The sequence below is a fragment of the Rhizobium sp. WYCCWR 11152 genome (assembly GCF_013087615.1).
In the GTDB taxonomy this organism is placed as follows: Bacteria; Pseudomonadota; Alphaproteobacteria; order Rhizobiales; family Rhizobiaceae; genus Rhizobium; species Rhizobium indicum.
Genome location: NZ_JABFCP010000020.1, coordinates 231204 through 250130 on the forward strand (window position 1 = coordinate 231204; position 18927 = coordinate 250130).

The following is an 18927-nucleotide window of genomic DNA, read 5'->3' on the forward strand; positions in this document are numbered from 1 at the left end:
CTCCCCCACAGGGGGAGAGATCACAAGCTGCTCAGCTTTCCCGCCTCGCAACCGGATTGCCGATTTGGATGGCCGATTGTTTGGGGAAGCAAGAGCATCCAGCCGATCTCCCCCCTTGTGGGGGAGATGCCCGGCAGGGCAGAGGGGGGTGCCCCGTCCACCGCACATCTAGAGAGCTGCCCCGCATGACCGCCCTCTTCTTCCGCGACCTGAAACTCTCGATTCGCGCTGGCGGCGGTGCGCTGATCGGCGTGCTGTTCTTCCTGACCATCGTCGCCGTCATTCCCTTCGGCGTCGGTCCCGATCTCAAACTGCTGTCGCGCATCGGCCCCGCCATTGTCTGGATCGGCGCGTTGCTCGCCGCCCTTCTCGGCCTCGACCGCCTGTTCCAGGCCGAGCGCGATGACGGATCGCTCGACTTGATGCTGATGCAGGAAACACCGCTCGTCCTCACCGTGCTGGTCAAATGCTTCGCCCATTGGACGGCCACCAGCCTGCCGCTGGTCATCGCCTCGCCGCTGCTCGGCCTCTTCATGAACATGGACGAGACCGCGATCGGCGCGACCATACTGACGCTGCTAGTCGGCTCGCCCGCCATCACCTTCATCGGCGCCGTGGGTGCTGCCGTTGCCGTGGCGCTGCCCCGCGGCGGCCTGCTGGTCTCGATCCTCGTGTTGCCATTGACCATCCCGGTGCTGATCTTCGGCGTCAGCGCCACCTATGCCGCAGTCGAGGATCCCGCCCCCTTCCTGCCGCCCTTCCTGATTCTCATTGCGCTGACACTCTTCTTCGCGGTCATCGGCCCGGCAGCCGCCGCCCTGGCGCTGCGAAACACAGCGGATTGATGGGGCGTTCGATTGCGGGAAAAGCCGGATCAAGGTAAGGAAGCGGACATGAGCGAAACGAGCCTTGCCATCAGCAAATTCAGTGATCTCGCCAACCCGACGCGGTTTCTGGCGCTGGCGGCGCGCGCCATTCCGTGGCTGACCGGCATCACCGCCCTCTGTTTTATCGTCGGTCTCTATCTGAGCTTCGCCACCGAAGGCGATTACCAGCAGGGCGAGACCGTGCGCATCATGTATGTGCATGTGCCCTCGGCCTGGCTTTCGATGATGTGCTATACGATCATGAGCCTCTCGGCGATCGGTACGCTGGTCTGGCGCCATCCGCTGGCCGATGTCTCCGCCAAGGCCGCTGCCCCGCTCGGCGCCGCCTTCACCCTGCTCGCGCTCGTCACCGGTTCGCTCTGGGGCAAGCCGATGTGGGGCACCTGGTGGGTGTGGGATGCGCGGCTGACCTCCGTCTTCGTCCTCTTCCTGATGTATCTCGGGCTGATTGCGCTCGGCCGCGCCATCGATGATCCGTCGAAGGCCGCGCGCGTCAGCGCCGTGCTCATCCTCGTCGGCTTCGTCAACATCCCGATCATCAAATTCTCGGTCGAGTGGTGGAACACGCTGCACCAATCGGCAAGCGTGCTGCGCCTCGACGGCCCGGCGATCGATCCGGAATTCCTGCGGCCGCTCTTCGTCATGGCGATCGCCTTCACCCTGCTCTTCTTCACGCTGCACATCATGGCGATGAGGAACGAGATCTGGCGCCGCCGCATTGCCGCCCAGCGCCGTCTTGCCGCCCGCATGGCGAGCCGGGAGGATTAATCGTGGCGCATGCCTTCTACGTCTACGCTTCCTATGGCTTTGCAGCCCTGGTGACGATCGCCGTCACGGCCTGGACCTGGGCCGATGGCCGGGCCCGCCGCAGAGAACTTGCAGCCCTTGAGGCTGCCGGCATCCGCCGCCGTTCGGCGCGCCCCAAGGACAGTGTGGGGGATGGCGAATGAACGACACGCCGGAAAACACCGCCGCCAAGCCGCGCGGGCTGAGCCGTTACGCACTGGCGCTGCTGCCGCTCGTCGTCTTCGGCGGCATCGCCGCCACGGCGGCAAAGATGCTCTACGACCAGGACTTCCATGGCAAGAACATCGCCGAAATTCCCTCCGCCTTGATCGGCACCAAGGCGCCGGCGCTCAACCTGCCGCCGCTCGACGGCGCCAACCTGCCGGCGCTGACCGATGCGGCAATCAAGGGCAAGCTGACCCTCGTCAACGTCTTCGCCTCATGGTGCCTCCCCTGCCGCGACGAACATCCGGTCTTGAAAGAACTGGCAAAAGACGGACGGCTGAACATCGTCGCCATCAATTACAAGGACCAGAGCGACAACGCCCTGCGTTTCCTCGGCGAGCTCGGCAACCCCTTTCAGGCGATCGGCATCGACCCGAACGGCAAGGCAGCGATCGACTGGGGTGTCTACGGCATTCCGGAAAGCTATCTGGTCGGGCCTGACGGCACGATCCTTTACAAGCGCGTCGGCCCCTTCGACGATATCAGCCTGAAGGAAGGGTTGTTTCCAGCGATGGAAAAGGCGCTCGGCAAGCCGACTTCCTGAGTGAGTGATCCACAAAAGACCCCTCCTCACAAGGGCGAGGGACTTAACGTGCGGCTCTTGCCGTGCGTCCTATCAAACGTGCAGTGTGCAGTTGGTCTGGTTTGCGAGGCGGTGCCACGAGTTAGTCCCTCCCCCTTGTGGGGAGGGGTTGGGGAGGGGTCTTAACCCCCGCTCTGCCAGACCTTGATCGCCTCAACCGGCCAGATCAGCATCACAACGTTCAGCGTCAGGTTGTCGCGGATTATGTAGCCGGTAAAAATCTCGAAGAAGATGGCAATCGCCACCGTCAGCGCCACCGGCGCGCGTCGCGCGAAGAAGAAGCCGACGCACATGAAGACGGTGTCCATCGCCGAATTCAGGATGCTGTCGCCGTAATAATCGAGCGCGATGGTCGCCGTGCGGTAGCGGTCGATGATGAGAGGTGAATTCTCGAGCAGCTCCCAGCCGGATTCGATGACGAGCGCCAGCAGCAGCCTTGCTGCCAACGGCTTGCCGCGCAGGATGAGATGCGCGAGCCCGTAGAACAGGAAGCCGTGGATGATGTGCGACGGCGTATACCAATCCGACAGATGCTGCGAATTGCCGCTGGTATTGACCCCGCCCTCCCACAGCTTGACATAACCGCAGGCGCAGATCGGCACGCGGCCCATTATAAATTCGGCAGCGATCTGAATGACCAGGACCACGAGGCAGGCGACAAACCAGAAGTTCTGGTGTCTTACGCGAGATTCTACGTCGACAGCGCTCACTTCTCGCCTTCCGTTTCCAGGTTGACGCTATGTTTCAGCACCAGCGGCATCTGCGCCAGCGTGAAGATGATGGTGATCGGCATCGTGCCCCAGACCTTGAAGGCGACCCAGGTACCGTCGGAAAAATTGCGCCAGACGACTTCGTTCAACACCGCAAGGAAGAGAAAGAAGATGCCCCAGCGGATGGTGAGCTTGCGCCAGCCCTCGGCATCGAGCTGGAAGGCGGCGTTAAAGACATAGCCGAGCAGCGACTTGCCGAAGGCCAGCCCGCCGAGCAGCGCCACGCCGAAGAGCGCGTTGACGATGGTCGGCTTCATCTTGATGAAGGTCTCGTTCTGCAGCCAGATCGACAGCGAGCCGAAGATGACGACGACGATGCCTGATACAAAAGGCATGATCGGCAGATGGCCGAGCACGATCTTCGAAACGATCAGCGAGATGATCGTCGCCGCCATGAAGAGGCCGGTCGCGACGAACAGCGGTCCGCCCAATTCGGAAAGAGCAGGAAACGTCTCCACCAGCCACTGGCCGCGTAGATTGGCGAAGAAGAAGATCAGCAGCGGCCCGAGTTCCAGCGCCAGTTTCAGCAGCGGGTGATGCCGGTCGGCAGCAGACGGGGTGATATCGCTTTCGGTGCTCATGCGTTCTTCAAACCTGTTTTCCTGGAAACTGTTTCCGGCCGTGCCCTGCACGCTTTCGGCAGCATATCTGTGGCATCATTGCCCAAGTCCGGCAATGGCATGGGCAAAATCCTCGGCCTCGAACGGCTCCAGATCCTCGACGCCCTCGCCGACGCCGATGAAATAGACCGGCAGCTTGTGCTTTGCGGAGATGGCGACGAGAATGCCGCCGCGCGCCGTGCCGTCGAGCTTGGTCATGATCAGCCCGTTGACGCCGGCGACGTTGCGGAAGATCTCGACCTGGTTGAGCGCGTTCTGCCCCGTCGTGGCGTCGAGGGTCTGCAGCACGGTATGCGGCGCATCGGGATCGAGTTTGCCGAGCACGCGCACGATCTTTTCGAGCTCGGCCATCAGCTCTGCCTTGTTCTGCAGGCGGCCGGCGGTATCGACGATCAGTACGTCGCATTTTTTCGCCTTTGCCTGTTCGAAGGCATCATAGGCAAGGCCGGCGGCATCGGCGCCCAGCTTGGTGCCGATGAATTCGGATTTCGTCCGGTCGGCCCAGATTTTCAGCTGCTCGATCGCCGCCGCACGGAACGTATCGCCGGCCGCCAGCATCACCTTCAGCCCGGCGCCGGAAAGTTTTGCCGCGAGCTTGCCGATCGTCGTCGTCTTGCCGGTGCCGTTGACGCCAACGACGAGGATGACATGCGGCTTATGCGAAAGGTCGAGCTGCAACGGCTTGGCGACCGGCTTCAGCACCTTGGCGATTTCCGACGCCATGATCCGGCTGACATCCTCGCCGGTGACATCCTTGCCATAGCGCTCAGAAGCGAGCGTATCAGTGACGCGCATGGCGGTCTCGACGCCGAGATCGGCCTGGATGAGCAGATCCTCAAGATCCTGCAGCGTCTCGTCATCGAGCTTGCGCTTGGTGAAAAGCGCGGTGATCTGGCTGGTCAGCTGCGAGGAGGTGCGCGCAAGGCCGTTGCGCAGGCGCTGGAACCAGCTGAGTCTCGGCTCCAGGACAACCGGCTGCGGCTCGACGACCTTCGGGCCGGTGACAAAGCCTCTGGGGAGGATGGGAGAACCAATCTCCGGTTCTATCTTGGGGCTACCCCCCTCTGCCCTGCCGGGCATCTCCCCCACAGGTGGGGAGATTGGCTGGGAGGGCGAATCCAGTCCTGCATCATCCTCAGCCGGAATCTCTTCCGGAAGCCTTTCGACGATCTCTTCGAGGTCAGCCGGCCGTTCCAGCGCTCCGCTCTCCACAGGATCTGCCGCCTCCTGGGGGAGATGTTCCAGAGGGACAGAAGCGGGTATTTCCGCAACGGCTTCGACGACCGCCTGGATTTCAGTCTCCGCCTCCGCTGCTGCCTCGGCTTCCAGCAATGAAAGCGGCACGACACCCATATCGCTCAATTGGTCGGCGGCGGGCAGGATTGCGGATTCGACATCATCGTCAGCAACCGGCGCCTCGACCCCGCCCTCGTCAATATCGGCAGCCGGCCCGCCGGCAGTATCCATTTCCTCGGCCAGCACTGGATCGTCAGCAACCGGCAGATCTTCGTCGCGCGAACGTGGTTCCAGCTCCCTTTCCACGGCCGCAGGCACAGGTTCTTCAGCCGGCTTGCCGAAGGTGAAGACCTTTTTGATGAAACTGAGCGCCATGAGGATTCCGTGAAAGTCAGGCCGCGGCTGCGGCCGTCAATTGCATGTCGAGATGCTTGCCATTGTGGCCGGTGATCGTGACCGGTACAAGTTCGCCGGGACGAAGGCTAGGGGCCGCGACCAGCGTGAAGTTCTCCGTGTGCGCCAGGCCGTTGTTTTCAACAAGCAGCCATTGCCGGGTTCCGATCATCTGATCGAGATGGGATTGATGCAGCCTATGTCCAGCGGCGCGCAGCCTTGCGGCGCGATCCTTGACCAGCGACCGGTCGAGCTGCGGCATGCGGGCGGCCGGTGTGCCGGGACGCGGACTGTAGGGGAAGACATGCAGATGGGCGATGCCAGCCTCTTCCGCCAGCCTCACGGCATTCTCGAACATCTCTTCGGTTTCGGTGGGAAAGCCCGCAATCATATCGGCGCCGAAGCTCATCTCGGGGCGAAGCCGGCGCGCATCCTCGATGAAACGCAACGCATCGGCACGTAGATGCCGACGTTTCATGCGCTTCAGGATCATATCGTCGCCATGCTGCAGCGACAGATGCAGATGCGGCATGAAGCGGGGTTCGTCGGCAATGAGATCCATCAGATGGGCGTCGGCCTCGATGCTGTCGATCGAGGAAAGCCGCAGGCGGCGGATATCGGGGATCTGCTTCAGCAGCGTCTTCGCCAGAAGCCCGAGCGTCGGGGCGCCGGGCAGATCGCCGCCATAGCTGGTTGCATCGACGCCGGTCAACACGATCTCGCGATAACCGCCGTCGACGAGATTGCGGGCCTGATCGACGACGGCTCCCATCGGTACGGAGCGGGAATTGCCGCGGCCATAGGGAATGATGCAGAAGGTGCAGCGATGATCGCAGCCGTTCTGTACCTGGATGAAGGCACGCACATGGCCGTCGATATGCCTGACCATCTGCGGCGCCGTCGCCTTGACACTCATGATGTCGTTGACCCGGAGCTTCTGTTCGGCCGAAACGCCGAAATCCGGCAGGCTACGATAGGAGGCGCTGGTCAGCTTCTCCTCGTTGCCGAGCACGGCATCGACCTCCTCCATCGCGGCGAAGGTCTGCTTTTCCGTCTGCGCGGCGCAGCCGGTGACGATGATGCGGGCATGCGGATTGTCGCGCCGCGCCCGGCGGATCGCTTGGCGGGCCTGGCGCACGGCCTCGCCGGTCACCGCACAGGTGTTGACCAGGATGGCGTTGTTGAGCCCGGCCTTTTCAGCCTGCGCCTTCATCACTTCGGATTCATATGTGTTGAGGCGGCAGCCGAAGGTAATGACCTCGACGCCGCTCACTGCGCCTCCGCCTCTCGGGTACCATCGCGCGACCAGAGACCGGTCGAAGGATCGACCCTGCCCGACCATTCCCATTCGGCCGGGCCGGTCATGATGACATGATCGTCGCGCTCGCGCCATTCGATGGAAAGCGTGGCCGGCGGCTTGGCGCTTGCCACATTGATCGTCACCTTGCGGCCGGTGCGGCCGGTGCGTGCAGCACTGACGGCGGCGGAACAGGCAGCCGAGCCGCAGGCGAGCGTCAGTCCCGCGCCGCGCTCCCAGGTGCGCGTCGTCACCGATGTCGGCGACGTCACTTGCGCCAGCGTGATATTGGCGCGCTCGGGAAACATCGGATGGTTTTCGAGCAGCGGTCCGAAGCGGGCGAGATCATAGGACATCACGTCCCTGTCCACCCAGAAGATCGCATGCGGATTGCCCATCGACATTGCCGACGGCGAATGCAGCACCGGATTGTCGATCGGACCGATCTGCAACTCGATGCGGCGGGTGTCGTGGAATTCTTCCGCCAGCGGGATCCTGTCCCAATCGAAGACCGGCCGGCCCATATCGACGGAGATCGTCCCGTCCTCGTGCTCGACGGCGTTGAGGATGCCGGCAACCGTCTGGAAGGTGAAGGCCTTCCTGCCGGTCTCGGCGGCAAGCGCCTGCACGACGCAGCGCGTGCCGTTGCCGCAGGCCTGCGCCTTCGAGCCATCTGAATTCAGGATATCGATGAAGGCATCGGTGCCTTCGGCCTTCGGATCGTGGATCGCCATGATCTGATCGAACTCAGTCTGGGGATCGGCATTGAGCGCGACCGCCGCCGCCGGCGTCACCTTGTCCGGCCGGCCGCGCATGTCGACGACCAGGATCTTGTTGCCAAGCCCGTTCATCCTCGCAAATTCGACCGTTGCGCTCATGGGTATCATTCCGTCTGTCTTTCCGGTGTATATGGCGGAAATGCGAAGGAATTACCAGTGGGTGAGTGCCGGGCAGGTTGCGGCCCGCCGATCCCTTCGAGGCAGCAGTTCGGCTTTTACCGCTGCGCACTGTCGGGATCGAAGGATGCAGCATGGGCTTCGACAATAGCTGCGGTGATGACCTTTCTCAGCTCGTAGACCAGCGAGCGGGACCGCTTGCGATCCAGATCCTGTGCCGCCTTGGCAAGATTCAGGCCTTCGTTCAGGACAATATGATGGGCCCGCGCCAGCGCCCAGCTCTCAATATCAGCATTTAGCATTCGATATCTCCGCCGATTCATTCGGCATCAAGGATATTCACGAATCATTTTACAGGACGCACTTAAGTAGAAAGTAGAATCATAAGCAGAATAATTTGCAACTGGCGTTGACAGCGAATTCGGCCGCCGGAGTGCCAATATTTGTCGGCAAAACCTGAAGCGTTGGCGGATTGCGCAAGCCACTACATCACTTTGTTTGAGTATGTACTTTTGCTGCAACCGCTGGATGAGACACTAGCGCCCTCTCGTCACCTGGGTTTTGAGACGGCGGTCATGCGGTCATTTGTCCGCATTGCCTTGACTTTCGCGCGGCTTTCCTGTTTATCGCGCCCAATCCGCGACGAGCCACACGACTCCGAGCCGCCGACCGGGAACCTTAAGATCCCGGAGGTCAACACCCGACAGCGCGATGCGCCCTCGGGTGCTTTTTGGCTTTGCGTCTTGTTTTCGTCAAGGAAAAGCACGACGTTTCCGGGCAGGTAAGAACCCGCCCGAAACGTATCAAGGAAGAGCCGATGTTTGAAAACCTCCAGGACCGTCTTGGATCCATTCTGAATGGACTGACAGGCCGTGGCGCGCTTTCGGAAGCCGATGTTTCCGCAGCGCTGCGCGAGGTTCGCCGTGCGTTGCTGGAGGCCGACGTCGCGCTCGACGTCGTGCGTTCCTTCACCGACCGCGTGCGTGAAAAGGCCGTCGGCGCCGAGATCCTGAAGTCGATCAAGCCCGGCCAGATGGTCGTCAAGATCGTGCATGACGAACTGATCGAGATGCTGGGCGGCGAAGGCGTTGGCGTCGACCTTCATGCCGCTGCCCCTGTCGTCATCATGATGGTCGGCCTGCAGGGCTCCGGTAAGACGACGACGTCGGCGAAGATCGCCCATCGCCTGTCGACGCGCGAGAAGAAGAAGGTGCTGATGGCATCGCTCGACACGCGCCGTCCGGCAGCCCAGGAGCAGCTTCGCCAGCTCGGCGCCCAGGCCAATATCGACACGCTGCCTATTATATCAGGCCAGTCGCCGACCGATATCGCTGCTCGTGCCGTTCAAGCCGCAAAGCTTGGCGGCCATGACGTCGTCATCCTCGATACCGCCGGCCGTACGCATATCGACGAGCCCCTGATGGTCGAGATGGCCGACATCAAGAAGCGCTCGAACCCGCATGAAATCCTGCTGGTCGCCGATAGTTTGACAGGTCAGGACGCCGTCAACCTCGCCCGCAGTTTCGACGAACGCGTCGGCATCACCGGTCTGGTGCTGACCCGCATGGACGGCGATGGCCGCGGCGGTGCCGCCCTTTCGATGCGCGCCGTCACCGGCAAGCCGATCAAGCTGATCGGCGTCGGCGAGAAGATGAGCGAGCTGGAGGAATTCCATCCCCGCCGCATCGCCGACCGTATTCTCGGCATGGGCGACATCGTCTCGCTCGTCGAGCGCGCGGCGGAAAACATCGACGCCGAGAAGGCGGCCGCCATGGCCGCCAAGATGGCCAAGGGCAAGTTCGATCTCGACGACCTCGCCGACCAGCTGCGCCAGATGCAGAAGATGGGCGGCATGGGCGGCATCATGGGGATGATGCCCGGCATGGCCGGCATGAAGGACAAGATGGCCGCAGCCGGCCTCGACGACAAGCTTTTCGGCCGCCAGATCGCCATCATCCAGTCGATGACCAAGGCCGAGCGCACCAATCCCGACCTGCTCAAGCATTCGCGCAAGAAGCGCATCGCCGCCGGTTCCGGCACCGATGCCGCCGCCATCAACAAGCTTCTGAAGATGCACCGCCAGATGGCGGACATGATGAAGATGATGGGCGGCAAGGGCAAAGGCGGCATGATGAAGCAGATGATGGGCGGCCTTGCCGGCAAGATGGGCCTCGGCGGCGGCATGGGCGGCATGGGTGGCGGCATGCCCGATCTCTCGAATATCGATCCCCGACAGCTCGAGGCCTTGCAGAAGCAGGCGGAAGCGGCGGGGCTTGGAAAACCGGGTGGGGGCATGCCCGGTCTCGGCGGTATGCCGGGTGGTTTGTCGGGCCTCGGCGGCGCCAAGCTGCCGGGCCTTGGCGGTGGTTTCCCGGGATTGCCCGGATTGCCGAAGAAGAAGTGAAAGGATCGCTTGCCCCATGATTGATCCAAACGTCAAAGCCCAGCTCGCGAGCTATCGTCAGTCGATCGACAATATCGACGCCGCTCTCGTGCACATGCTGGCCGAACGCTTCCGCTGCACCAAAGAGGTCGGCGTGCTGAAGGCCAAATACAATTTGCCGCCGGCCGACCCGGCGCGCGAGGAATACCAGATCGAACGCCTTCGCCAGCTGGCGAAGGCCGCCAATCTGGACCCGGATTTCGCCGAGAAGTTCCTGAACTTCGTCATCAAGGAAGTCATCCGGCATCATGAGCAGATCGCTGCGGATCACGCTGAACAGAGCGCTGCAGCCCGATAACCCGTACCGCTCAAAAAAGCGGTCAAGAAAAGCCCAAGGAGTAAAGAACATGGCACTGAAAATTCGTCTCGCCCGCGGTGGTTCCAAGAAGCGCCCGTATTACCACGTCGTTCTCGCCGATGCGCGCAGCCCGCGTGACGGCCGCTTCCTCGAAAACCTCGGTTCCTGGAACCCGATGCTTGCCAAGGACGATGAGAAGCGCGTTCAGCTGAACGCCGAGCGCATCAAGCACTGGATCGAACACGGCGCCCAGCCGACCGACCGCGTTCTGCGCTTCCTGGATGAGGCAGGCGTTGCCAAGCGCGAAGTCAAGAACAACCCGGTCAAGGCAAAGCCCGGCAAGCGCGCCCAGGAACGCGCCGCCGAAAAGGCTCAGAAGGTCACCGACGCCGCCGCTGCTGCTGCAGACGCCGCGGAATAATCGCGACACCCCCTTCGAGCGGGCGGCATGGCGACATGCCGCCCGTTTTCGTTTCCAATCGCACGCACTTCGTTTATGAGAAACCTGTCTTTCGGCTTCACATGAAGGAACCCATGACCAAGCTTGAAAACCCCGTTCTGATGGCGACGATCGGTGGCGCGCAGGGCCTCCGGGGCGAGGTGCGCGCCAAGGCCTATACGGCCGATCCCGGTGCGCTTGGCGACTACGGCCATCTGCACAGCATGGACGGCCGCAGCTTCGAAGTCCTCGAAATCCGCGAGATGAAGAATGTCGTCGTCGTCCGTTTCCGCGGCGTCAACGACCGCAATGCCGCCGAGGCTCTGAACGGGCTTGAACTCTATATCGAGCGGGACAACCTGCCGGACGAGGAGCTGGAGGACGACGAGTTCTACTATGCCGATCTCGAAGGGCTCGAGGCACGCGACGACAAGGGCGTCAGCTATGGCACCGTCACCGGCGTCTTCGATTTCGGCGCCGGCGACCTGCTGGAACTCAAAGGTCCGGGCAAGCGCCCGGTGCTGATCCCCTTCTCCGAAGCCTCGGTGCTGGAGATCGACCTCGAGGCCGGCACGCTGCTGATCGATCCGCTGGCGGCGGGGCTGGTCGAGGATCCCGAAGAGCTTTCGAAATTCACTCCCGACAAGCCGAAAAAGAAGAAGTAATGGCTTTCCGGGCGAGCGTGCTGACACTTTATCCGGAAATGTTTCCGGGGCATCTGGGCTTCTCGCTCGCCGGCAAGGCGATGGAGCGGGGGCAATGGTCGCTGGACACGGTGCAGATCCGCGACTTCGCCACCGACAGGCACCGCACCGTTGACGACACCCCGGCCGGCGGCGGCGCCGGCATGGTGCTGAAGGCCGACGTTCTTGCGCGTGCGATCGACAGCGCCTCAGAAAACGATACCCGCCCACGGCTGCTGATGAGCCCGCGCGGACGGCCGCTGACGCAGGAGCGTGTGCGCGAACTCGCCGCGGGCGACGGCGTCATCATCGTCTGCGGCCGCTTCGAGGGTGTCGACCAGCGGGTGATCGAGGCGCGCGGACTGGAAGAGGTCTCGATCGGCGACTACGTCCTATCAGGCGGCGAGCCGGCGGCGCTGATCGTGCTCGATGCCATCATCCGCATCCTGCCTGGCGTCATGGGCAACGATCTTTCCGGCCTGCACGAAAGCTTCGAAGGCGGACTGCTGGAACATCCGCATTATACCCGGCCGCAGGAATGGGAAGGCCGGGAAATCCCCGCGATCCTCACCTCGGGCAACCATGGCGCCATCGAGAAATGGCGGCATCAGGAAGCGGTGCGGCTGACGCGGGAGCGGCGGCCGGATTTGCTGGAAAAGGCTGACGCATTGACCCCGAAATCGGGATCGAATTTCGGAAAGCACGATGCGTAGATTCAAAATGTTACAGCGTCCTTTGCGCCGTCTAAAAACACGCGCGGCGCTATAAAGTGAGAAAAACGGCTGATTTCGCAGCCCTTTTCACAAAAATGCCGTCCAAGGGATGACAAGCCCTGGCCTTTCGTGTATTGGCGCACGCGGAAATGGGGTTTATCCCCGTCTGCCAGCAAACAAAGAATGGCGAATCCGCTCCCGCCCTGACGGGCAAAGTCCTGAGGCCAGTTCCGAAGGATCAGTGTCGAGCGCTCTGGCTGTTTCAGAAGAACCAAAGGTTAAGACGATGAACATCATTCAGCAGCTTGAGGCCGAACAGGCCGCCAAGATCGAAGCCAAGCGCACGCTTCCCGAATTTTCCCCGGGCGACACCGTCCGCGTCAACGTCAAGGTCACGGAAGGCACCCGTACCCGCGTTCAGGCCTATGAAGGCGTCTGCATCGCCCGCTCCGGCGGCGGCCTGCAGGAAAACTTCACGGTCCGCAAGATCTCCTACGGCGAAGGCGTCGAGCGCGTATTCCCGATCTACTCGCCGATGATCGAAAGCGTCGACGTCGTTCGCCGCGGTAAGGTCCGTCGCGCCAAGCTCTATTACCTGCGCGACCGCCGCGGCAAGTCTGCCCGTATCGTTGAAGACACCGGCGTCCGCGCCCGCAAGCTCAACGACGCCGAGCGCGCCGCCATTGCCGAGGAAAAGGCACGCATCGAAGCTGAAAAGGTTGCAGCAGCTCAGGCGCTCGCCGCCGAGAGGGCAGCAGCAGAAGCTGCGGAAACCAAGGCCGCCGCTGAAAAGGCCGCCGCAGAAGCAGCCGCCGCTGCAGCGGAACCGGCAGCAGAATAAGATCTGCGCCACGCAAAATTCTTTGCTTGGAAAGGCGGCCTTCGGGTCGCCTTTTCTATTTTTTGCTAAGCTGCGCAGCCGACGGCCTTGCCTCAGGCCTATCTTCCGTGACAGTTTTTGCCGTTCAATTTTGGGGAACCGTTCAATGTTGTTTCGTCGTACCGTTCTTGCGAGCTTCGCCGCCCTTGCTCTTCTACCCCTCGCCGCATCGGCCGCCGAACTGCCGGATCTCGGCGGCAAGAGCGTCGTCGTCGTCACCGAGAATGCCTATCCGCCGCTGCAATTCGTCGATCCGAAATCCGGCAAGGCGATCGGCTGGGAATATGATGCGATGAACGAGATCGCCAAGCGGCTGAACTTCAAGGTCGAATACCAGAACACCAGCTGGGACGCTATGATCCAGGCCGTTTCCGATGGCCAGTACAACATCGGCATGACCGGCATCACCATCAAGGAAGACCGCAAGCAGAAGGTGGACTTCTCCGATCCCTATATGCGCTCGCAGCAGTTCATGCTGGTGCGCGGCGACGAGAAACGCTTCACCGATGCCAAATCCTTCGGCGAATTCAAGGATGGCCTGGTCGGCGCTCAGCCCGGCACCACGCCCTTCTACACCGCCGTCTATGAAGTGCTGGATGGCAACGAGCAGAACCCGCGCATCAAGCTCTTCGAAACCTTCGGCGCCACCGTCCAGGCCCTGAAGGCCGGCGATGTCGACGTCGTGCTGACCGACGGCACCGCCGGCAAGGGTTATGTCGACGCCTCGAACGGCGCCTTGAAGCTGATCGGCGAGCCGCTCGGCACCGAAGATTTCGGCTTCATCTTCCCGAAGGGGTCCGACCTCGTCGCCCCTGTTAATGCCGCCATCGCCGCACTCAAGGCCGACGGCACGCTGGATGGACTGAACAAGAAGTGGTTCCTCGACTACAAGATGGGCGAATGACGCCGAGCAGCCGCTGATGGCGTTGCGACCATCTCCCGACAGACACGTCAAGGACGACTATCCCTGGTGGCTGGTCGCCCTCGTCACGATCGGCATCGTGCTTGCCGTCGTCATCGTCGCCAACGATATCTATGCCCAGGTCTTCCGCACCGTCGTCAACGGTGTCGGCGTCACCGTCTTCGTCACGCTGGTCGCCTTCGTGCTCGCCACCGTGCTCGGCCTCGGCATCTGCCTGCTTGGCATGGCCGACAGCCAGGTGTTGCGTCAGATTGCGCGCTTCTACATCGAGATCATCCGCGGCATACCAATCCTCGTGCTGCTGTTCTACGTCGCCTTCGTCGGCGCGCCGGCTCTGGTCGCAGCCTATAATTTCCTGATTTCGCCGCTGGTGACATCAGGCATGGCCGAGCCCATCCTGGTGCGTGATCTCTCGCTGATGTGGCGGGCGATCATCGCGCTGACGGTCGGCTATTCCTCCTTCATCGCTGAAATCTTCAGGGCCGGTTTCCAGTCGGTCGATCTCGGTCAGATCGAGGCGGCCGAGGCGCTTGGCCTGTCGCGCTACCGGCGCTTCCGCTCCGTCGTCTTCCCGCAGGCGATCCGGGTGATCTTCCCGCCGCTCTCCAACGATTTCGTCTCGATGGTGAAGGACAGCTCGCTCGTCTCGGTGCTCGGCGTCGCCGACATCACCCAGATGGGCAAGGTCTATGCCGCCGGCTCCTTCCGCTTCTTCGAGACCTATTCGATCGTCACCTATATCTATCTGATCCTGACGATCGGCCTGTCGCTGGCGCTGCGGCGGACGGAGAAATGGATGAAATCGCGGTAAGCGATCAATACGCTGCGCCGCTGAGAGGCCGCAGAGCGCCTACTGATGATTCAAATTGAAGCCGCCGCGAAAAATCGCTATATGCAGGGCCATGGAATCCAAGTTCAGATGCATTGGTGCGCATATTTTCGTGCTGCAGGATCACTATCGCCTGCCGGCGCGGTTTTTTGCGTGCGTGTCCGGTGCGCTCAACAGCCGACTTCGTTGATCGAATGACGGCCGGCGGAGCCTGATCTGCCATTTCTCGATTTTCCAAAAGCTTTAGAAAAACGGACTTAACGCCATGAGCGCACCGCGTACCATCTACGACAAGATCTGGGACGATCATCTGGTCGACGAACAGGCAGACGGCACCTGTCTTCTCTACATCGACCGCCACCTGGTCCACGAAGTCACCTCGCCGCAGGCTTTCGAAGGCCTGCGCATGACCGGCCGCAAGGTTCGCGCGCCGGAAAAGACGCTCGCCGTCGTCGACCATAACGTTCCGACTTCGCCCGACCGCCACCTCGGCATCAAGAACGAGGAAAGCCGCATCCAGGTGGAAGCGCTGGCGACCAACGCCGCCGAATTCGGCGTCGAATATTATTCGGCAAGCGACAAGCGCCAGGGCATCGTCCACATCGTCGGTCCGGAACAGGGCTTCACCCTGCCCGGCATGACCATCGTCTGCGGCGACAGCCACACCTCGACGCACGGCGCTTTCGGCGCGCTGGCGCACGGCATCGGCACCTCCGAGGTCGAGCATGTTCTGGCGACCCAGACGCTGATCCAGAAGAAGGCGAAAAACATGCTGGTGCGGGTCGACGGCGTGCTTCCGCCGCACGTCACCGCCAAGGACATCATCCTTGCCATCATCGGCGAGATCGGCACGGCCGGCGGCACCGGCCACGTCATCGAATTTGCCGGCGAAGCGATCCGCGCGCTGTCGATGGAAGGCCGCATGACCATCTGCAACATGACGATCGAAGGCGGCGCCCGCGCCGGCCTGATCGCCCCGGATGAAAAGACCTTCGAATATATCAAGGGCAAGCCGCGCGCGCCGAAGGGCGAGGCGCTGGAACAGGCGATCGCCTACTGGAAGACGCTGCAGACCGACGAGGGCGCTCATTACGACCGCGTCGTCGTGCTCGACGCCGCCAGCCTGCCGCCGATCGTTTCCTGGGGCTCCTCGCCCGAGGATGTCATCTCCGTCCAGGGCATCGTTCCGAACCCGGACGACATTCCGGACGAAACCAAGCGCACCTCCAAATGGCGCGCGCTCGACTATATGGGCCTGAAGCCGGGCACGAAGATGACCGACATCACGCTCGACCGCGTCTTCATCGGCTCCTGCACCAACGGCCGCATCGAGGATCTGCGCGAAGTCGCCAAGGTCGTCGAAGGCAAGACGGTTGCCCCGACTGTCGACGCGATGATCGTGCCGGGTTCCGGCCTCGTCAAGGAACAGGCGGAAGCCGAAGGTCTCGACAAGATCTTCAAGGCCGCCGGTTTCGACTGGCGCGAGCCGGGCTGCTCCATGTGCCTTGCCATGAACGACGACCGCCTGAAGCCGGGCGAACGCTGCGCCTCGACCTCGAACCGCAACTTCGAAGGCCGTCAGGGCTTCAAGGGCCGCACGCACCTCGTCTCGCCGGCAATGGCAGCCGCAGCCGCAATCGCCGGCCACTTCGTCGATATCCGCGAGTGGAACTGATCCATCAAAACGGATGACAATCAAAAGCCCACCGATGCCCCTGCGCATCGGTGGGCTTCGCATTTGTGGCACCCCCCCTGTCTTCGGCGCCTGGTGGGTATTGCTTTCTTGGGCTCGTCAGTGAATGACCCGCATTCTCGATTTCACCCGTTCGGGCAATCGACATCGGGGAATGCCTGTGGCTTCATCCAGATGGCGCTTTCAGACGCATCTCGCGCGACTTTCGACAGGCACGCTTTCGGGCGTCCATTGCCGGTTTCGGCGATCACTGGCTTGGCTGCGCTACAGCGCCGCGCGTCTTTTCAGACGCGCAAAGGACGCTGTAACATTTTGAATTGCTGCATAATTTCATCCTTAAATCGATTCCGATTTAAGGAATTATGCAGGAGCAAAGTTCCGCGTTGTGTGATCTGGGAGAATAGCCATGAGACAGAAAATGGCAGGACGCCTGCCGCAAACCATCCTGGGCGTGTTCGCGTCGCTGGCATCAATCGATGCCGCTGCGGCTGCGCCGATCCATCCGCCGGCACCGCCGATGACGGTCTCTTCCAGCTTATGGCAACCGGTCGCGCAAGGCAAAGCACCAACTCTCAACGGATATCGCGGTTATAGCAACGCCCGGCCCGGCTATATCAAGAGCACGAACGGCTACTGGTATCCCTCGCGCGCCTTTGCTTCGGACGAATATACCGGCTCGATCGGACGGCCGCAGCGCCTGAACAATGCCTGCAACTACGGTTTTACCCCGACCAACGGCTCGTCCAAATGTAATTATTGAAGCGGCAGGCCCATCATAGAAAGGCCGCCGCGGGTGATCTCTCCCGAGGCGGCCGCTGATTGGCTTGGCGATAATCGAGACGACGATCAGAAGGTTGCCGTCATCGGATCCGGCCCCATGCGGGCACCGGCGCTGTCGAGCTTGGCGATCGCGGCCATATCGTCGGCATCGAGCTTGAAGTCGAACACCTGCAAATTCTCCTCGATGCGCGACGGCGTCACCGATTTCGGGATGACGACAAGGCCGGTGTCGATGTGCCAGCGGATGATGACCTGGGCCGGCGTCTTCTGATGCTTCTTGGCGATCTCACCGATCACCGCGTTCGAGATGAACTTGCCCTGGCCGAGCGGGCTCCAGGATTCGGTGGCGATGTTCAGCTTCTGATGAGCCGCCTGCGCCGCCTTCTGCTGGAAGTCGGGATGCAGCTCGATCTGGTTGATGACGGGGACGATGCCGGTTTCGCCGATGATGCGCTCAAGATGTTCGGGATTGAAATTCGACACGCCGATCGAGCGGGCACGGCCCTCTTCCCGGATGCGCACGAAAGCCTTCCAGGTTTCTGTATAAAGGCCGCGATGCGGCGACGGCCAGTGAATGAGATAGAGGTCGACATATTCGGAACCGAGCTTCTTCAGGCTGCCGTCGAAGGCGCGCAGCGTATTGTCAAAGCCTTGATCGGTATTCCTGAGCTTGGTGGTGACGAAGATGTCCTTGCGGTCGAGGCCGGAAGAGCGGATGCCTTCGCCGACGCCCTCTTCGTTGTCGTAGCCGGAAGCCGTATCGATGTGACGATAGCCGACGGCGATCGCCGTGCGCACGGTGGGAGCGGCAATATCCTGCGGCGTCTGCCAGACGCCGAGGCCGATTTGTGGAATGGAATGTCCGTCATGGAAAGTGATGATAGGTTGAGCGGTCACAATATATCTCCGGGAGTTTGAAGAATTGGACGAGGCATGAATTGCGCCCGCGCTTGCGGACGTCCCTGAACGCATTTCAGCCGGAGCGTTCGGTCACCGGAAACATATAGGTGACCGCATCCGGAAGACAATCAGACGACGCGGACAATCGTTCCCTTTCGAATGTGTGGCAGCAGGCGGCGCATGTCGCGCAGGCTCACCGCCACGCAGCCCGCCGTCGGCTCGTAGCCCGGCCGGATGAGATGGAAGAAGATCGCCGAGCCGCGATTGCGCGCACGCGAGGAGATGTTCCAGTCCATCACCAGGCAGATATCGTAGAGCCAGTCGCTGCGCCGCATCTCCTCGTGACTTGCGCTGAACGGCGCCCGGACGAGGCGGTTGTAGCTGGCATTGTCAGATTGATCGCACCAGAGCATGTCGGGCCGGATGCGGCGGATGGAAAGCGGAGTGACGAGCCGGCCGTTCCGCTCGCCACGCCGGAAGCCCGATATCAGCCTCATCGAGGCGATCGGCGTGGCGCCGTCGCCCTCGCGTTTCATCACGGTGCGGCCGGAGCGGCCGATCGCAGCGGGCACGGTGATGGCGCCGAACCGGACGATCGCCCGGCTCTTGCGCCCCGGCGCAGGACGCACCACGATCGTCGACGGCGTCATACCT

22 protein-coding genes are annotated in these 18927 nt (G+C 62.0%); 14 read left to right on the forward strand and 8 right to left on the reverse strand.

Annotated features, from left to right (window positions below; translation table 11 throughout):
- The first annotated feature begins 185 nt into the window (after window positions 1-185).
- From ccmB to G9X67_RS28585, 4 genes are read left to right on the forward strand one after another with little or no spacing between them, the layout of a single operon-like run.
- Window positions 186-845, forward strand: coding sequence for a heme exporter protein CcmB (gene ccmB / locus G9X67_RS28570; RefSeq protein ID WP_171600215.1), 660 nt, complete (start codon window positions 186-188; stop codon window positions 843-845).
- A 48-nt stretch (window positions 846-893) separates the two neighbouring features.
- Window positions 894-1655 carry a heme ABC transporter permease gene (locus G9X67_RS28575; protein ID WP_138389440.1) on the forward strand — a complete coding sequence of 254 codons (762 nt, stop codon included), beginning with the start codon at window positions 894-896 and terminating at the stop codon, window positions 1653-1655.
- A 2-nt stretch (window positions 1656-1657) separates the two neighbouring features.
- Complete coding sequence (gene ccmD, locus G9X67_RS35160) at window positions 1658-1837, forward strand: heme exporter protein CcmD (RefSeq protein ID WP_171600216.1); 180 nt, start codon at window positions 1658-1660, stop codon at window positions 1835-1837.
- Entirely contained in the window at window positions 1834-2442 is a 609-nt protein-coding gene (locus tag G9X67_RS28585; protein ID WP_171600217.1) for a DsbE family thiol:disulfide interchange protein, read from the forward strand. Before ccmD ends, G9X67_RS28585 begins: the two co-directional genes overlap by 4 nt.
- A 161-nt stretch (window positions 2443-2603) precedes the next feature.
- Here the strand turns inward: G9X67_RS28585 and G9X67_RS28590 are convergent, their stop codons facing one another.
- The 6 genes from G9X67_RS28590 to G9X67_RS28615 form a co-directional block, all read right to left on the reverse strand.
- Window positions 2604-3191: a DUF2585 family protein gene (locus G9X67_RS28590; RefSeq protein ID WP_171600218.1), complete on the reverse strand. Its 588-nt coding sequence runs from the start codon at window positions 3189-3191 to the stop codon at window positions 2604-2606.
- Window positions 3188-3832, reverse strand: a complete 645-nt coding sequence (locus tag G9X67_RS28595; RefSeq protein WP_064247261.1) for a septation protein A — start codon at window positions 3830-3832, stop codon at window positions 3188-3190. The genes G9X67_RS28590 and G9X67_RS28595 overlap by 4 nt, the downstream gene beginning before the upstream one ends.
- A 75-nt stretch (window positions 3833-3907) precedes the next feature.
- Complete coding sequence (gene ftsY / locus G9X67_RS28600; protein ID WP_171600219.1) at window positions 3908-5482, reverse strand: signal recognition particle-docking protein FtsY; 1575 nt, start codon at window positions 5480-5482, stop codon at window positions 3908-3910.
- A 16-nt stretch (window positions 5483-5498) separates the two neighbouring features.
- Complete coding sequence (mtaB, locus tag G9X67_RS28605) at window positions 5499-6773, reverse strand: tRNA (N(6)-L-threonylcarbamoyladenosine(37)-C(2))-methylthiotransferase MtaB (protein WP_138331845.1); 1275 nt, start codon at window positions 6771-6773, stop codon at window positions 5499-5501.
- Window positions 6770-7675, reverse strand: coding sequence for a diaminopimelate epimerase (gene dapF / locus G9X67_RS28610; RefSeq protein WP_171600220.1), 906 nt, complete (start codon window positions 7673-7675; stop codon window positions 6770-6772). Before dapF ends, mtaB begins: the two co-directional genes overlap by 4 nt.
- Before the next feature lie 116 nt (window positions 7676-7791).
- Window positions 7792-8016 (reverse strand): hypothetical protein, encoded by a 225-nt coding sequence (locus G9X67_RS28615; protein ID WP_138331847.1) that lies wholly within the window; start codon window positions 8014-8016, stop codon window positions 7792-7794.
- Window positions 8017-8510: 494 nt separating this feature from the next.
- Here G9X67_RS28615 and ffh point away from each other — a divergent pair, with 494 nt between their 5' ends.
- The 10 genes from ffh (at window position 8511) to G9X67_RS28665 (ending at window position 17353) form a co-directional block, all read left to right on the forward strand.
- Window positions 8511-10097 (forward strand): signal recognition particle protein, encoded by a 1587-nt coding sequence (gene ffh / locus G9X67_RS28620; RefSeq protein ID WP_138331848.1) that lies wholly within the window; start codon window positions 8511-8513, stop codon window positions 10095-10097.
- 16 nt (window positions 10098-10113) lie between these two features.
- A complete protein-coding gene (locus tag G9X67_RS28625) occupies window positions 10114-10434 on the forward strand; it encodes a chorismate mutase (RefSeq protein ID WP_003543666.1) in 321 nt (106 codons plus the stop codon).
- A gap of 49 nt (window positions 10435-10483) precedes the next feature.
- A complete protein-coding gene (rpsP, locus tag G9X67_RS28630; RefSeq protein WP_012759371.1) occupies window positions 10484-10855 on the forward strand; it encodes a 30S ribosomal protein S16 in 372 nt (123 codons plus the stop codon).
- Between the two features lie 113 nt (window positions 10856-10968).
- Window positions 10969-11538, forward strand: a complete 570-nt coding sequence (rimM, locus tag G9X67_RS28635; RefSeq protein ID WP_012759372.1) for a ribosome maturation factor RimM — start codon at window positions 10969-10971, stop codon at window positions 11536-11538.
- Window positions 11538-12269 carry a tRNA (guanosine(37)-N1)-methyltransferase TrmD gene (trmD, locus tag G9X67_RS28640; protein ID WP_094087177.1) on the forward strand — a complete coding sequence of 244 codons (732 nt, stop codon included), beginning with the start codon at window positions 11538-11540 and terminating at the stop codon, window positions 12267-12269. The genes rimM and trmD overlap by 1 nt, the downstream gene beginning before the upstream one ends.
- A gap of 286 nt (window positions 12270-12555) precedes the next feature.
- Window positions 12556-13110, forward strand: a complete 555-nt coding sequence (gene rplS / locus G9X67_RS28645) for a 50S ribosomal protein L19 (protein ID WP_171600221.1) — start codon at window positions 12556-12558, stop codon at window positions 13108-13110.
- A gap of 145 nt (window positions 13111-13255) precedes the next feature.
- Window positions 13256-14053, forward strand: coding sequence for a basic amino acid ABC transporter substrate-binding protein (locus tag G9X67_RS28650; RefSeq protein WP_011653909.1), 798 nt, complete (start codon window positions 13256-13258; stop codon window positions 14051-14053).
- Between the two features lie 16 nt (window positions 14054-14069).
- Window positions 14070-14882 carry an amino acid ABC transporter permease gene (locus tag G9X67_RS28655; RefSeq protein WP_138331849.1) on the forward strand — a complete coding sequence of 271 codons (813 nt, stop codon included), beginning with the start codon at window positions 14070-14072 and terminating at the stop codon, window positions 14880-14882.
- Window positions 14883-15165: 283 nt separating this feature from the next.
- Window positions 15166-16575 carry a 3-isopropylmalate dehydratase large subunit gene (leuC, locus tag G9X67_RS28660; RefSeq protein WP_138331850.1) on the forward strand — a complete coding sequence of 470 codons (1410 nt, stop codon included), beginning with the start codon at window positions 15166-15168 and terminating at the stop codon, window positions 16573-16575.
- A gap of 424 nt (window positions 16576-16999) precedes the next feature.
- Entirely contained in the window at window positions 17000-17353 is a 354-nt protein-coding gene (locus G9X67_RS28665) for a cell surface protein (protein WP_138331851.1), read from the forward strand.
- Between the two features lie 86 nt (window positions 17354-17439).
- On the opposite strand, the gene G9X67_RS28670 is transcribed toward G9X67_RS28665, so the two are convergent.
- Window positions 17440-18270, reverse strand: a complete 831-nt coding sequence (locus tag G9X67_RS28670; RefSeq protein ID WP_138389429.1) for an aldo/keto reductase — start codon at window positions 18268-18270, stop codon at window positions 17440-17442.
- A gap of 131 nt (window positions 18271-18401) precedes the next feature.
- Window positions 18402-18923 (reverse strand): L,D-transpeptidase family protein, encoded by a 522-nt coding sequence (locus G9X67_RS28675; protein ID WP_138331853.1) that lies wholly within the window; start codon window positions 18921-18923, stop codon window positions 18402-18404.
- Window positions 18924-18927 lie beyond the last annotated feature (4 nt).

Excerpts from the sequence above, each read along its gene's own strand:
- ccmB (WP_171600215.1), top strand. The coding sequence starts at position 186 with ATGACCGCCCTCTTCTTCCGCGACCTGAAACTCTCGATTCGCGCTGGC.
- G9X67_RS28575 (WP_138389440.1), top strand. The coding sequence starts at position 894 with ATGAGCGAAACGAGCCTTGCCATCAGCAAATTCAGTGATCTCGCCAAC.
- G9X67_RS28585 (WP_171600217.1), top strand. The coding sequence starts at position 1,834 with ATGAACGACACGCCGGAAAACACCGCCGCCAAGCCGCGCGGGCTGAGC.
- G9X67_RS28595 (WP_064247261.1), bottom strand. The coding sequence starts at position 3,832 with ATGAGCACCGAAAGCGATATCACCCCGTCTGCTGCCGACCGGCATCAC.
- ftsY (WP_171600219.1), bottom strand. The coding sequence starts at position 5,482 with ATGGCGCTCAGTTTCATCAAAAAGGTCTTCACCTTCGGCAAGCCGGCT.
- dapF (WP_171600220.1), bottom strand. The coding sequence starts at position 7,675 with ATGAGCGCAACGGTCGAATTTGCGAGGATGAACGGGCTTGGCAACAAG.
- G9X67_RS28615 (WP_138331847.1), bottom strand. The coding sequence starts at position 8,016 with ATGAATCGGCGGAGATATCGAATGCTAAATGCTGATATTGAGAGCTGG.
- ffh (WP_138331848.1), top strand. The coding sequence starts at position 8,511 with ATGTTTGAAAACCTCCAGGACCGTCTTGGATCCATTCTGAATGGACTG.
- G9X67_RS28625 (WP_003543666.1), top strand. The coding sequence starts at position 10,114 with ATGATTGATCCAAACGTCAAAGCCCAGCTCGCGAGCTATCGTCAGTCG.
- rpsP (WP_012759371.1), top strand. The coding sequence starts at position 10,484 with ATGGCACTGAAAATTCGTCTCGCCCGCGGTGGTTCCAAGAAGCGCCCG.
- rimM (WP_012759372.1), top strand. The coding sequence starts at position 10,969 with ATGACCAAGCTTGAAAACCCCGTTCTGATGGCGACGATCGGTGGCGCG.
- trmD (WP_094087177.1), top strand. The coding sequence starts at position 11,538 with ATGGCTTTCCGGGCGAGCGTGCTGACACTTTATCCGGAAATGTTTCCG.
- rplS (WP_171600221.1), top strand. The coding sequence starts at position 12,556 with ATGAACATCATTCAGCAGCTTGAGGCCGAACAGGCCGCCAAGATCGAA.
- G9X67_RS28650 (WP_011653909.1), top strand. The coding sequence starts at position 13,256 with ATGTTGTTTCGTCGTACCGTTCTTGCGAGCTTCGCCGCCCTTGCTCTT.
- G9X67_RS28655 (WP_138331849.1), top strand. The coding sequence starts at position 14,070 with ATGGCGTTGCGACCATCTCCCGACAGACACGTCAAGGACGACTATCCC.
- leuC (WP_138331850.1), top strand. The coding sequence starts at position 15,166 with ATGAGCGCACCGCGTACCATCTACGACAAGATCTGGGACGATCATCTG.
- G9X67_RS28665 (WP_138331851.1), top strand. The coding sequence starts at position 17,000 with ATGAGACAGAAAATGGCAGGACGCCTGCCGCAAACCATCCTGGGCGTG.
- G9X67_RS28675 (WP_138331853.1), bottom strand. The coding sequence starts at position 18,923 with ATGACGCCGTCGACGATCGTGGTGCGTCCTGCGCCGGGGCGCAAGAGC.